The 13717-nt window shown below is 58.6% G+C and carries 13 protein-coding genes and 1 pseudogene; 2 read left to right on the top strand and 12 right to left on the bottom strand.

The genetic code is table 11. The features are described 5' to 3' along the window. The 5 genes and pseudogenes from FJ950_RS29930 to FJ950_RS24580 all read right to left on the bottom strand — a co-directional run. Window positions 1-193 (bottom strand): annotated as a pseudogene (locus FJ950_RS29930) (dihydropteroate synthase); the annotation flags it as partial. Between the two features lie 195 nt (window positions 194-388). Then, complete coding sequence (locus tag FJ950_RS24600; protein WP_140619272.1) at window positions 389-682, bottom strand: hypothetical protein; 294 nt, start codon at window positions 680-682, stop codon at window positions 389-391. Between the two features lie 239 nt (window positions 683-921). Continuing rightward, window positions 922-1431 (bottom strand): EF-hand domain-containing protein, encoded by a 510-nt coding sequence (locus FJ950_RS24595; protein WP_140619270.1) that lies wholly within the window; start codon window positions 1429-1431, stop codon window positions 922-924. Between the two features lie 831 nt (window positions 1432-2262). After that, complete coding sequence (locus FJ950_RS24585) at window positions 2263-2736, bottom strand: YidB family protein (RefSeq protein WP_140619268.1); 474 nt, start codon at window positions 2734-2736, stop codon at window positions 2263-2265. 156 nt (window positions 2737-2892) lie between these two features. Next, the gene (locus FJ950_RS24580; protein WP_140619266.1) at window positions 2893-3102 is read right to left on the bottom strand and encodes a DUF3072 domain-containing protein; all 210 of its coding nucleotides are present in this window, start codon (window positions 3100-3102) and stop codon (window positions 2893-2895) included. Between the two features lie 26 nt (window positions 3103-3128). Here FJ950_RS24580 and FJ950_RS30210 point away from each other — a divergent pair, with 26 nt between their 5' ends. Both FJ950_RS30210 and FJ950_RS24570 read left to right on the top strand, forming a co-directional pair. Beyond that, complete coding sequence (locus tag FJ950_RS30210; RefSeq protein WP_348641177.1) at window positions 3129-3566, top strand: DUF1127 domain-containing protein; 438 nt, start codon at window positions 3129-3131, stop codon at window positions 3564-3566. Window positions 3567-3684: 118 nt separating this feature from the next. Further along, on the top strand, window positions 3685-5058 hold the full coding sequence (locus FJ950_RS24570; protein WP_210241258.1) for a GMC family oxidoreductase N-terminal domain-containing protein: 1374 nt from the start codon (window positions 3685-3687) through the stop codon (window positions 5056-5058). 199 nt (window positions 5059-5257) lie between these two features. Here the strand turns inward: FJ950_RS24570 and FJ950_RS24565 are convergent, their stop codons facing one another. From FJ950_RS24565 to FJ950_RS24530, 7 genes are all read right to left on the bottom strand, one after another. Beyond that, window positions 5258-6040, bottom strand: a complete 783-nt coding sequence (locus FJ950_RS24565) for an alpha/beta hydrolase (RefSeq protein ID WP_140619319.1) — start codon at window positions 6038-6040, stop codon at window positions 5258-5260. 373 nt (window positions 6041-6413) lie between these two features. After that, window positions 6414-7025: a transcriptional regulator BetI gene (betI, locus tag FJ950_RS24555; protein ID WP_181166433.1), complete on the bottom strand. Its 612-nt coding sequence runs from the start codon at window positions 7023-7025 to the stop codon at window positions 6414-6416. Further along, window positions 7022-7948, bottom strand: a complete 927-nt coding sequence (locus FJ950_RS24550) for a radical SAM protein (RefSeq protein ID WP_140619262.1) — start codon at window positions 7946-7948, stop codon at window positions 7022-7024. Before FJ950_RS24550 ends, betI begins: the two co-directional genes overlap by 4 nt. Window positions 7949-8053: 105 nt before the next feature. Further along, window positions 8054-8950, bottom strand: coding sequence for a hypothetical protein (locus tag FJ950_RS29920; RefSeq protein WP_246677764.1), 897 nt, complete (start codon window positions 8948-8950; stop codon window positions 8054-8056). 908 nt (window positions 8951-9858) lie between these two features. Continuing rightward, window positions 9859-10689: a thermonuclease family protein gene (locus FJ950_RS24540; protein WP_246677763.1), complete on the bottom strand. Its 831-nt coding sequence runs from the start codon at window positions 10687-10689 to the stop codon at window positions 9859-9861. A gap of 91 nt (window positions 10690-10780) precedes the next feature. Continuing rightward, window positions 10781-11983: a PAN domain-containing protein gene (locus FJ950_RS24535; protein WP_140619261.1), complete on the bottom strand. Its 1203-nt coding sequence runs from the start codon at window positions 11981-11983 to the stop codon at window positions 10781-10783. Beyond that, window positions 11955-13532, bottom strand: coding sequence for a hypothetical protein (locus FJ950_RS24530; RefSeq protein WP_140619259.1), 1578 nt, complete (start codon window positions 13530-13532; stop codon window positions 11955-11957). Before FJ950_RS24530 ends, FJ950_RS24535 begins: the two co-directional genes overlap by 29 nt. Window positions 13533-13717: the final 185 nt, after the last annotated feature.

Below are 13717 nucleotides of genomic sequence, written 5' to 3'. Positions count from 1 at the left end.
CGCCCGATCTCAAGCGATTTTCCCAGGAACGCCAGCTGGTCGGCGATCACATCGGGCAGCTTGTCGCGATCCCGTCCGGTATGCATGATGACGAGCCCGGCGCCGGTATCGGCCGCCACCGCGCAATGTCTGGCTCGCGCTGCAGACCCCAGACGTCGTTGACGATATGCGCACCGCTCGCATGAGCTAGGCGTTTATCTTGTCAAAGTGGCCGTCAGGAAGTGCAGACCGTCAGCTAGCCATCGTCCTTTGAGGACAGCCGAGCCACCGTTGACTGAGTTTGAATCAGCGGTTTGGCGCACTGAGTCCGAAGCTGCCTTGCAGTATACCTCAGACGTGAAGCGGCATGCACTCGGTCATCGTCTGGGCCACACCATTGCCGCAGGCGCTAGACCAAAGCCATCGGCAGATACCGAATCACAACCTGCTTTTGGCGGAACCGCCGCTCCAATTCCGAACGCCGCCTTTGCCAATCGGGCAGATCGACTTCGTGAGTCATAACCTCGAAGATGACGATCTCGTCTGCTTCCTGCCTCCACACACCTTCCGCAGGCGCGCGCAAATACGCGGTGACACCGTCGAAGCGGAGCGCGAGCTCCTCCTTCACACGGTCAAACTCTTGCTTGGCGAAGGGCTTTCCTGCGTTGTCGGCGCGAGGTAGCAGAATCTGGACCAGATGCATCTTTGCCCCTAAACCTCGCAATGCTTGCCTAGAGCCACTTCTTTGGAATGCTTGACCTATGGTCGTCGACGGGCACAGCCGTCCAGCCTCGTGCGAGCTCTGCGCAGGTCTTTACCCCGTTGATCCTACCGAGTATCGGCGGAGCATGAGACGGTGGGGAGCCAAATACCGTGCTCCGAGCCATCTCCTGTGGGCCCTAGCTTCAGACGTCGAGCAGGCCGAGGTACAACCTGTCGGTGCTAACGTCGGTCCTGGTCTTCTCCGGGACGGAAAAAGGATTGGAGTTCCTGCATGTCGACGCTTTCATCGCCGTCCTCGTCGACAGCGTTGAAAATTCGCCCAATGAAATCCTGAACCTCCGTCCGCGACAGTGTACCATCACCGTCGGTGTCCATGATGGCGAACGTGATCCTCATTTTGGCACCCTGCATCATATCGGCTCCCGCCCTGCGGCCGTGCTTCATACGTCCCGTATCACGATCGCTCATCTCGTCGTCCTGAAGCCTTGGGCCCCTGTGTCGCCAATCTGCCTCGGGGTCTCGATCCTTTGCTGTTTTTTCCTGCAGCATCTCATCCATCATCTCGCGCATCATTTGACGCATTGCTTGCTGGTTCTGTCCGGCTTCGTCCGCCGTCCGATCCTGGGCTGGTGATGCGGGCTTGGGAACATCCGCCGATTGCGCAAAGGCGGACGGGGCGAGCATAGCGAACGCGGCCGCCAATACTGTAGTCGTGAATGCTCGTGTCATTGGGTTTCTCCATTAACTGCCACGCCGACCACCCGGCGTGCTGTCCAAACCAGCAGGTCGGTTCATGGTTCCTAGGCATCGGGCGCAAAAGCGGCATAGCTCCGATCACCTCAGCAAAGCGCTGGCTGTCTTTGTCGGAATCGACCTTACCGATCACCTGATCGCTGCGCAGATTTGCCAGCGGCGCAACAAAGATCGGTCTTCACCGATTTTGCCGAACTCATTGAACCCACATCGACAAAGGTGGCGCAGATTCCGCAGCCAGTTCCGAGAGTGCGGCTGGATGAAACATTCCAAGTTGGCGGCAACGGCATCGTCTCCGGCCAACACCGGCCGCTTCCCGGTCGCGAACGCCGCATGGGTGATGCCCTGCGAACTACCGTTCAGCAACCTGACGGCTTAGATGGCCACGAAGCAGGCGGATGTTGCGGTTGTTCGACTTGTAGTAAATATCGAAGACCGATCCGAGGACGGGCACGCTTCCCAAGACGGTATCAAACAGCACATTGGCCAACATCCGAGCAACCAACAGCTTCCCAGCGCCGCATTTGCGGGCTCGCAGCACAATGTAAGCCGAGATCAACCGGTTGCTGTATCTCCCAGCACAGGCACCAGGCCTACCAGAGCATCCAGTCCGAACCGAATTGGCGTTCCCGGGATTCGCCAGCGCGAATCAAGCAACACTGCCAAGAGGTCGAGCTCGGCGATTGCCCTCGCAGTCTGGCGATCCACAATAGGCGTTTCGCTTGTCCCTACTTTCCGGCTGCCATTGCTCGCTCGATCCAATCTCCTCGGTTTCGCACCTCTCCAGTCCGCTTCCGTCATCTGGAATTAGCTTTGTCTCGGCCGGGAAGGCACGTCGTCGAGCAGGTTGGGCTGGTCTGGGACTTTTGTTCGGTGGTCTGCTGGGAGGGTGCCGTCGGGGGTCATCTGGTTAACCGCATCGGGCAAATCCCTGGTAACCCTTGCAATCAGCTCCTCGCGCGAGAGGCCGGTCTGGCGGGAAAGTGCTTCCAGTGTCTGAGCGTCAATCGCCGTTTCCACCTCGTGCGGCTCGATCGGCTGGTTCGGCCCAGTGCCAACCCAGGAGTCCACCTTCGACCCGGCACCTGCATTTCTAAAGCGGTCAAGAATATCGCCCAGCGCGGTGCCGGATAGGCCCTTCGACACCTGGTCCAGTATCCCGCCTTGCGGATTAGTGGGATCGCGCTCTCCCGCTCCGCGGATCGCCTCCGCGATCTTGTCGCGGTTTTGATAAGCCAAAACCCCCAGCATAGCGATCGCAAGTCTTCCTAGATTGGCCACTCGTTCCTCCTGTGGTTTCGAACATGGAGAAGGTCTCGCCCTGCCAAAAGTTCCCGCAATTGCCAGCAATATCAGGAACGGCTTGGCAATCGCGACCGCTCCATCGCGCGAGACGGAAGGTCAAGTTTGGTAACGATAGAGCGCCCGAGCCGGTGCTTAAAGTTTCAGCTTTGCCCTCAGTGCATCTATGCGCTTAGACGCCTCTGCCTTGCTGAGGTTGTCTGCAAAGCTTTCCTGATCCTCAGCCTGCTCACACAGGGTTTTCAGATAGGAGGCCTGGGACGGCGTCATCGGGTCGTCACCACTCACCCATTGGTCGGGATCTTTCTCGACGTTTGCATCGGTTTTTGCGCGCAAGTCTTCCATTGCAATCTCCTGTCGTAGCCTAGGGAATGCGTTTGATCCCTTTTTGTTCCAATCGTTTTCTCAAGGCTGGGGCTCGCTTAGGTTGGGCTGGGGCGTCAGGCACGGCGGCGCCAGCATGCGCAAGTGATATACCATCCGGCTTGCACATTGCCGCGCTCCCGGTCAGGGACCGTGGACGCCGAATGTTTGACGCAAGCGTCTCCTCGGAGACGCGTCACCCCCGCATTGGTTCAACAGGGCCGGATCCCAGCATCTCCTCTTGGGGGGCGGGTCTGCTGAAACCAGTCAGACAATTTGCGGCTTGGTTCAGGCATCGGCGTCAGATCCGGCGCGACATCATGAAACTGCTGCAATTGGACGACCGCCTGCTTGCGGACATCGGCCTAAGTCGCGGAGAGATCCTTTACGCGGCTGTTCAACACGGCCGTCTGCCGGAACAGCAGCCAGCGCACCTGGCGAAATAGTGCACGATCGGACGCCGATCTCGATCATTCGGAATCTCGGCCCTACCTGGAGGGCGGCGAAGCTCGTGCCGCCATTCTCAAAAATGTCCGCGCACACCCGCCCACACGGAGATCCAGCATGACGTCGGGAAGAACCACCGCAACATCCGAGCTCGATGTTCGTATCCACGCCAACCAGCGCCAACTCGCGGCCGATATCCGACCGTCCTACGATTTCATCGTTTGCGGATCAGGATCATCGGGATGGGTGGTGGCGCGCCGTCTCGCGGAGACCGGCGACGCCTCGGTGCTGTTGCTCGAGGCCGGCGGGACCGATGACGTGCAACGCGTCTGGGACCCGGGACAATGGCCGGCCAATTTCGGCACGAGACGTGATTGGGGATTTGAAGCCTTGCCCAATCCATTGCTCAACGGCCGTCGGCTGCCGCTCTCCATGGGCAAGGTGCTGGGCGGCGGCTCGAGCGTCAACGTCACTAATTGGGCGCGCGGGCACCGGAACGACTGGGACTATTTCGCCAAACAAGCCGGCGATCCGGGTTGGGGCTACGATGCCGTTCTCGGCATCTTTCGCGGCATCGAGGACTGGCAAGGGGTGCCGGACCCCTTGCGGCAGGGCAAGGGCGGTCTCGTCCATGTCGAGCCGGCGCGTGATCCGCATCCTGTGGCGCCGGCGGTAGTGGACGCCGCCAGAACCGTCGGCATTCCGACCTTCGACGACCACAACGGCCAAATGATGGAAGGCAACGGCGGTGCCGCCCTGTTCAATCTCCGCATCCGCGACGGCCGCCGCCAGTCGGTCTTTCGCACCTATATCTACCCCTATATGGACCGGCAGAACCTCACCGTGCTCACCGGCGCCTTGGTGACGCGCGTCCTCCTGGAGGGTAAAAGCGCCGTCGGGGTGGCGTTTGTCCACGAGGGCGTTATCCATCGGACCTTGGCACGCTGCGAGACAGTTCTTTCGCTCGGTGCCATCAACACGCCCAAGGTGCTGATGCAATCGGGTATCGGCGATGAGCGCGACCTGACCGCGGCCGGCATCGAGGTGGTGCAGCATCTCCCGGGCGTTGGGCGCAATTTTCAGGACCACATCGCGGTTCCCTGCGTTTTTGAATATCGGACGCCGCTCCCGCTTCGCAACAGCGGCGGAGAAGCGACCTTCTTCTGGAAGAGCGATCCGTCGCTCGCCACCCCGGATTTGCAGGGGATCGCAGCGCCACAATTGGATTTCGAGGCGTGGAGAGATACCGCCGCCTCCTGGCTCGTGGACGCTGCTGGCCAGCCTTGCACGCCCTGGCAGCCGCGGGAGATTGCGGATCACGGGGCCAAAGCCGTCAGACCATATCGAGATCGCAGCCGACACGCTCCGAACGATGTGCGGGCGTTACAATCCGGAAGGCTCCGGACCCAACGCCTTTGCCGGTTGGGCTCGTGGGAGAGTTTCCGTTTTCGACTCCGGAAGTCGCCCATTTCGCTACCATCGTCGCTTTGAAACATCATTGGCTCCATTTTTGTGGCTTCTCTGGCAACAAACGACTGGCCGTCGTCTTTCTAAGGTGTGAACCGGCCAATCGCAGGGACGTGATGAATCGCGTCTCGGCGTTAGCGAACAGGTCCCGCCAGTTCGCTTGACTGACTGGGACGCACCGCGGAGGCGGCGGCTTGCGCGCCGCCCTCAATCCGAAGCCGCGTCAGGCGCTTTGCCGCCCCGCAGCTTCCAGGATGAGCTGGGCAATCTCGTGCGGATGAGAAATCAGCGACAAGTGGCTTGCCTTCACTTCGATGGTCTTTGCGTTCATGCGCTTGGCCATGAAGCGCTCGAGATCCGGGTTGATCGTGCGATCCTGGGCCGAGACGGCGTACCAGCTCGGCTTCGAGCGCCAGGCCGCCTGTGTCGTCTTTCCGGTGAAAAGCTTGTCTGAAATCGGTGCTTGGGCGGCATAAAGAATGCGCGCCTTCTCGCGAGGAATACCGCCGGCGAAATCCCGCAGGAAAGCCTCCTCGTTGAGCTTGCCATAGCCTCCGGACCAGACGAGGCCGGCAGAGGCCGGCGGCGCCGCGAAAGTCTTGGCGAGTGCGGTATAGTCTTCGCCGGCGTCGGGTGCACGCGCCGCGACGTAGACGAGTGAAGCGATCTTCGGATCCACCCCTGCCTCGGTGACGATCATGCCGGCAAAGGAATGTGCGACAAGCACGGTTGGTCCGTCCTGAAGCGCGATCGCGCGCCGCGTTGCCTCGACACCGGCCTCCAGAGTGGTCAGCGGATGTTGGACGGCGGTTGCGTTGAGGCCGGCCTTCTGAAGAATGCCAATTACCTCCGACCAGCACGAGCCATCGGCATACGCGCCATGCACCAGGACGACATTGCGAATTTTGGAGCCTGTCTGCGCTCGGGCCTTCTCGGCGCCGGCCAGCAGGGTTGTTGCCATTCCAGCGGCAAGCGCGGTCGAGAAAGTACGCCTGTTGATCATGATTGTGGGTTCCTTGGGAGGACAGCTGAGTTGAATCCAACTCGCATCGAAACTTCGAGCGAGGCGAGCCGCAAACGCTTGCCGCTCATACCCAACCTTCGCAGCCCGCCCAGTGTTCGTTACAGTCGTCACCGCTTCGTGATGACATCATCTCCTGGACTTAAGCCAGCAAAGGTGCCACGAAACTTTCGATGACGGCCGGTGGCGAAGTCGCCAAGGAATATGGCTATGTCGTTCTGATGGCATGCCTACTTGGGCTTGTCTCTGGGCACCCATTTGAAGTGATCGCCATCTTTCTCGATGGACCCGATGCCTGGAGACGGGAAGTGCGGCGCAAAGATTTATCCCCGCTTGGACGACCTTGACCGAAACTAGTTCAACCTTCGGCACTGGTGAGCCATTCCAGCGCCTCGCCGGTCAAAGTGCCTTTGATATGCGCCACGATTATCTCGATGGCCTGATCGCGGGAAACGTCGTCACCCGCAGCCTTGCGGAGCCACATGCCGTCAATCAGCGCACCGACCGCCAACGAAGCTGCGCGCAGGCTCGTGGGATCAAGCACACCCGCGAACGCCGAACTCGGGTTTGACTTCAGGCGCCGATAGAAGATCGCCTGCAAAAGCGCGAATTGAGAACTGCTGGCAGCCGCCGCGCAGACGGACAGCCAAGCCTTCGCCACGTTCGGTTCGAATGCATTCTCGGGGAAGTTTCCCTCGACCACGGCGATGAACCGCTGCCAGGGTGTCTTCGCTGCCCTCAATTTCGCGACGACGTCCTCCATCAGGATCCGATTGTTGTGCCGCACTATCCCGAAGAGAACCTCGTCCTTGCCTTTGAAATAATAAGCCAGGATGCCCGGCGACATGCCGGCTTCACGGCATATGCGGGCCGAAGTCATACCTTGCAGCCCATGCACGAGGAACACACGGTGCGCGGCCGCGACCAGTTCGACACGCCGGATGTCCTCGATTTTCGTTCGCTTCCTCAAGCCCGTTTCCAATCCGAAATCGTGGATGGTGCGAATGCGCGATAGTCAGGAGGAACAGTGCACAGCGGGAAATTGTAGAGCTTGGTGTCGATGCCACGGCTGATCGATAAATCCAGCGCCTTGCTCACCAAGTCGAAGCCCAAGGAACTATCGAAAAACAGAGAATCCCAGTCCTTGCGAGCATAGCCGATATTTTCGAGCTGCATGATTGCCCACGTGTCGATGAATGGCAGGGCAACCGTCACGAACCTGGCTAGGTCCAGCAGCCCGGGTGCGTTGGGCTTCATAAGTACGGTTCGCAACTCGATTTTTGCCCCAGCCTCGCAAAGGATAGAAAGGTTGTTCCTTACCTGATTGAAGGCTCCTGGCTTTCCGACGACATGATCGTGGGTCGCGCTGTCGCTCGAGTAGACGGGAACCCCCCAAAGGATTCGGCTTAAATCCAAATCACGGAGCCTAGCGAGATCATCGCGTTCAAAATGCTGCGCGTTGGTCAGGATGTGAAAGTTGATGTCACGCCGCTGCTCCATCGTCTTTCGCAAGAAGTGGAATAGCTCCGATTTGAAAAGCGTCGGCTCTCCACCTGACAGGCCAATGATTGAATCCTCCGGCGTCAGAAGCACGGCCGTCTCGAAAAAAAGAAACATGTCGACGTGCTGCTTTTTCGGTGGCTGCGAGCACATCACGCACAGCTGGTCGCAGCGTTCGGGGCTCAAAAGTGTGTTGTGGCGAGAGTTCGCCCGGATTAGCCGATGTGCCGTTTTGCGGGATGGCACGACAAACACAACATCACCGTCCACCTCGGATGGATCGACCCCAAACAGGTGAAGGCTGCCTGCCGCCCCCGTAAAGAGCGCCTTTTCGCCGTCGGCGGTTTCCAATACTGCATCCAGACAACTGACGTTGCCCAGCGGCTCAGGCATTCCTTCGCACGACCGCAGCCGAACCACATATGGATCTACAACGTCAGTCTCGATCTTGAGCCGGAGCGGGATCATGTATGCACAGGGATCATGTATGCACAGGGATCATGTGATCCCCCCACGAGGGCACACGGGTCCATTTGGCGACCGATCGAAGCGCGGCTTCATCCCGCCGACTGATAACCTCCACAACCTTGTCGAAGAGGCGCAGATGTCGCTGGCAGAACCAGTATCGGTGCGAACGAGGTCAATTCGTCCGACCCTCGACAGATCGTCTACAACGTCTGTCCCGCAGAAGGGCTGATAGACGCAGTGGATGCAGTCCTGATCAAAGGTGTTGAGCGAGGCACTATTGAGCAACCCGATCTTTGCCTGGTCGATGCCGGCCGTCACCGTGCCGATTGACAGATCGACGTACCCTATACGCGAAAGCATCCTTGCCTCGTCTGTCGGGTAAAGCTGCCCGTCATGATCAATGACTATGTAGTCCGAAGCGAAGAAGTTGGGATTGCGAAGATCGACATGATCGTCAACCCCCGATCTGAGGAATCTCCTTAGGCAGTGGCTGAAAGAATATTCCTCGACGTAACGACCAGTGCGGTGGTTGCGATCAATCAGGTAGTCGATGAAGCTGGAATGAAGCGTATTCCACTTGGCTATCGAATGCGGATCGCTTCTTCGGCGGCGAGCAAATCCTTGGTGGTTTATCGGCCTGAGATAGATCGATTGCATCCCGTAGCGCTCGAAATTGCCGACTAGCTCCTCGAAATCCGGCGGCTCATCAACGTCGATCGTCGGAAGCGCGGATACCTTACCCGGTCCAAGACGACGCACGGCTTCGGCGAGGTTTTTGAAGAACGTGTCGGTTGTCGGATCATCGTGGGTGCGCTGGCGCTGATGGGTATCTCGATCTCCGTCGAGCGAGGTGCTGACGAAGGTATCGGCTTGCTCTGGGTAAGCCCATTCTCGATCGCCCAGGCGTTGCAGATTTGTGCAGACCACAAACTGGCTGCCCGGAAACGTCGCCCGGGTGAATGAGCGTATCTATTCAAGCAGATCAACACGCAGCAAAGGTTCGCCGCCTTGAAACTCGACCTTAATCCGTGGCCCTTTCATTTCTCCGATAAGCCGAGAGCCGCGTTCAGCGTCTCGTCCCTCCAGTCGAAACCTCGTGCTGTTTCCGGCGCTCGGGAAACCTGACAGTAGCCGCACGTCAAATTGCAGCGTAGCGTTGGCACGAGGATAACGTACGAAAGTTCCTGCTGCTCTTTGATTGGCGTCGAGCCCATCGAAAGGAAAATGCCGTCCAGTCGGGGTCGCCTTCCCGTTCGAAGGAATGGCCATTTTCACGGAGAAAAGTCTGATCGGCCGACGTTAGATTGTTGCCGACATACCGTTCGAGAAATGACTGATCGCTGAGGAAGAACCCGCCGGCATGGTCGGTTAAGAGAAATTCGCCGCCGCCACACTCGCGAAACTTGAGTGGCCATACGGTCATTTCGCAGTCACCGCTTCGATCAAGGCTTGCCGAAGTGGCAGTGTCTCAACGTAGATCTTCTCTCGGTAGACGGCATGGAGCACGCTTTTGCGCACGTCGTCCAAATCATTCGAAGAGATGCAAGCGACGTCGATCAGCCGATACGACAAAGCGAAGGGATGGATATTGAGCTTGGACACGAACTAATGCACCATCCACAAAACTGCGAAAGTTCTGCGGAATCTCAATTGTAAACTGCTCTGCGCCGTGCAGCCCCACTTGGCCGGAAATCTCCACCCAAGCCATTATACTTCAAATTCAGAGTTTGAATATCGAAGGATGGCTTTATTCAAAAAACATATGCCAGGGGAGGCCGTAGGCTCAACGATTCCCAAAAGTCTCGTGTGCTCTCGTCGGCGACCCTACACATATCTCAGCATAGGCTCTCGCACGGAATGCCATCCTTGTCGCGGTCGAGTTTCCCGCCCCAGGGGCAGTTGGCCAGATACCAGTTCGCCTCGTCGCAGGAGCTGATCTGCGGGCAGGTTCGGCGCGGCTGGCAGAAGTAGCTCTGCGCCACCTGAGGGCCGCCGATAATACCGAGCGGTTGGCTGCTAGATGGCTTAACGCCGTCTCTGTGCTCTGCCCGCCATTCCCAAGGCGCCTGAAATGCGCCAGCCCACAGACCGATCTTTGCCGCTTTGGCCTTCGCCTGTTGCCCTGCATAGGCCCCGTGACTATATTTGGGCCAATCCAACGCCAAGCCATTCTCGACCAGCCAGCCGGCCACGCTCTTGCCGTCTGTACGGTAGCAGTCGCCTACATAGCGGCCGTAGCGGTCCCAAGAGACGAATGTGCAGTGCGTGGGCCTGGAGAGGGTCAGGAACGTAACGAGGGCAACGGCCGACTTGACGCCGCACTGATATCGAAAGCCCTTGGAGTCGTCACACTGCTGCGCGGTCTCGGGCGCGTCAATGCCGTTGAAGCGGATGCGCTGTCCGTGAATCTCGATCGTGTCGCCGTCGATCACCGAAGCAATCCCGGCGATCGGGTCCGGTGAACGTCCAATCCAGTGGGAAACATTCAGGTCGGGTGCGTCTTCACTGTGCTGCAGGACGAACTGCGTCACGTAGGCGGCAATCGCCGCTATCGTCACGAACACCAGCCGCTTCGGAATGCTCGCCAGCAGACGTGCACGTCGTCGTTGTGCGCCTCTGCGTTTGCGCCATTGGTCGGACCGATTGTCGTATCGGGATTTGTCCACGCCCTCACTCCCCAAGAGGAATAGGCGACGCCGCCCGCACAAGCCAACAGAGGCCGCGCCGGCGCCCTAGGGTGTGGTCGCCTAACGGTCATCAATTCCCCGCTGTCTTGCTCCCCGAAGCCACCCCCTTAAACAGGGCCAGCGAGTCTACCCGATCCAGCATTGAACACATCTTGTTCGGGGAATCGAAATTGAAGCCCAAGCATTTCTGATCCATCGCACATGCCATGACACAATCGGCATATGCGCTAGGGACGTTCGAATAGGACTCACCCACCACAACGGTGTTCTTGTAGAAAACGAGACTGGAGTATTGAAGTTTACCCCCAACAACCTGCTTGGCTGCCATGGTGGCATCTGGATCCTTCACCAAAACAGATGCGTCCCCTTTCATGAAACATGCAGAGTGCTTTTTGTCGTATGTGATGGCAGCGCAGCGATTGTCGCCCTCGCATTGGGTCTGACATTGGTCGAATGATACATTCCATAGCGGCATACTCGGGAGGTCGGAGCCCATCGCATCCCAGCCATCCTGGGCAACGAGTTTGTTGGCCGCCTCGGCTCGGCCCGCTGGGGCCTCGTAGTCATTGGCGCTGAAGCTGCTTTTGTCGAGCCATACGCATTCCGAAGCGAGTTCCAAAGCTGATGCGTCATTCACACCGATGGACGCGAGAGTCATCGAAGGCGACACCGGCGCCTGCGGCCGCGCCGTTGGGGAGGCCCGGTTCACCAGGTCCACATTTACATCGACGCCATTAACAAGCCGGCGTGTGTAACACCAGGCATGGTCCCAAGTCGCATCGTGTTCGTCATTGAAATGATGGCCAGAAACCAAGGACCAATGCGAACCCTGCCAGTCGATTTCTCGAGTGAGGAACTTGTTGAAGTCCGCGGTTACGACGTCAGGTGGTTTTGGAGCCTGAGTCGGAGTTGTCGTGTCCGGTTTGGGAGTCACTTCGGGGGCAGGCGCTTCCGTCCGCTCCGTCTTACTGTCCTGGGGTAATTTCTCCGTTGTTGGTATCCTGTCGTCGCGTTTTTCGGTTTGCGTTGTGTCGACGACGGGAGGCAGCTGGTGGTCTCGCCCGAAGAACAGCGCCGCCCCGTAACCGATACCAACAGCAGCGATCGCGATCGCACCGCCCGTCATCATCCTCCTGAAGGCGTTTGCGCGGGCTATCTTGTCATGCGCTGCAGCCTCAGCCTGCAGCGTCGGGATGGCCGCCTGTTTGACGACCAGATCAACAGCCCGCTCAAAAAGGGCCGTGTTATGCCGGATCAGCACGTTTGCGACCACCCTTTGCAGACACCTTGACGAGATCGGCGACCTCCGCAGGCAAATCCTCGTTCAGCGCCTTTCGAAGAGCATCAGGATCGTCGGTCAAAACCGGCACATAGAGGATTTCTTTCACGACCTTCTCGACGGGAACCTCAACCCGTTTCTCGACCTCCCTGTCGACAACCACTTCAAAAGGGACCTTAACGGTGCGAACACGGCGCCAGCGCCATCTTAATAGCACTCGTCTGATCAGTCTCGACAGCCGGCTCTCAGAGCGGTCTTCGGCCTGTGCTGCAATTCTCTGCAAGCCGAGAGCCACCATGGCAGTGATCGGACCGGCCAATCCGGCAATTACGGCGAGCGAGCCGAACCAGATTGCCGCAACCTTTCCTGCTTGGGCCTCGCTTACTTCCTCCGGCTTTTCGCCGTACCAGCGAGCTGCGATGCGTCGAATCTGGTCTGTTCGAGCGAGCGGGATCCGCTTCTTTTCAAGTTCGCCCAATTGGCTCGCAATTTCGTCGCGCCGCGCCTGATTTGCAGCCAATACCTTATCCTGGGAGGCCTCCGCCGATTGGGCGGCAGCCAACGTACTCCGCGCCTGGTTGAGGCGCTGCTCCCAATCCGCGGCCGTGGCGTCCAGCGACTTTTCGAGGTCACTTCGCCGGTTTTGAAGCACCTGCTTCTGGTCGGTGGTCATCTCGGGGCTTTCGGCCCTCAAGCGGTCGAACTCTGTTCGGGCGGCCGCGATCTCTTGATCTATGGCGACGATTTGCGGTTCGTATTTCGCTTCCATCTTGGTGCGAGGATTGGCAAGTTTTCCGATCTCGTCTTCCCAGTGCTTCACGGACGCAGCATCGCCAGATTCTCGAGCGTCTTTGATCCGCTGGACGAAACTGTCCCTCTGTCTTTCAAATTCCTCTACGGCCTGCTTAACTTTGCCGTCTCGTTCGGCAATCAAGTCCGCTCGCCTTTGCTCGCTCTCGCGAACCTGTTCTCTTGCTCTGGCCGCCTCCGGCGTCAACACAGTGGCAGCCTGGAGTTCCGAATCGACATCGGCGATGCGGTCTTGAATCTCCTTGCGAGCTTTGTCGGCAAGCGCACTCACCTCTTCCAGATCCGCCCTTGCCTTCGCGACCTGGTCAGTCTGCTGCGCGGTCTGATCGGAGGCGGTCAGCTTCGCGCTCTCTCTGTTAAGCGTGTCGATCCCATCGGCCAGCTCCTCATATTGCAGTTCGCGAAGGGTGCCGGCTCGCTCCAGGCCCAGTAAGACCGTCTCAAAAGTGATACCGGCCAAAAGAAGAAGAAACACCAGGATAAACGGCTTCCATAACCAGGAGGCGCTGTACAAAAGGGTGGCTATCGGAATCTTCGTAAGCTCTGCGATCGAGACGATGAAGAACGGCGCACTGGCCAGAATGAGGTCCATCGCGGTTGCAGACTGACTTGCTTCGAAGGCTTGGACGCCCAATACAAGACCCGTGGCAAGGCCAATGATTGAAGCTATGATCTCCAGTGCCCACGCGCCACGGTATGTCCACTGGCCATAGCTGGCCAGCTTCTGGCTCATACTTGCGTACATCAGGCTCCCCGCCTCCCTATATCCCCAGTGCACCTTGCCACTCAACACCGGTCTTTGCATCAAAAATTGCCGTGCGCTTGGTGAATCTCCTTGATTTCGAGAAACATCGTTACTTTCACGCCTGGATATCGATAGAATATCTGTGGGACGACGGGCGCGAATACGGTTGCCCG

This window comes from Mesorhizobium sp. B2-3-14 (assembly GCF_006442175.1).
In the GTDB taxonomy this organism is placed as follows: Bacteria; Pseudomonadota; Alphaproteobacteria; order Rhizobiales; family Rhizobiaceae; genus Mesorhizobium; species Mesorhizobium australicum.
Note: the sequence above shows the minus strand (reverse complement) of the source record. Positions and strands in the feature narration are given on the sequence as shown.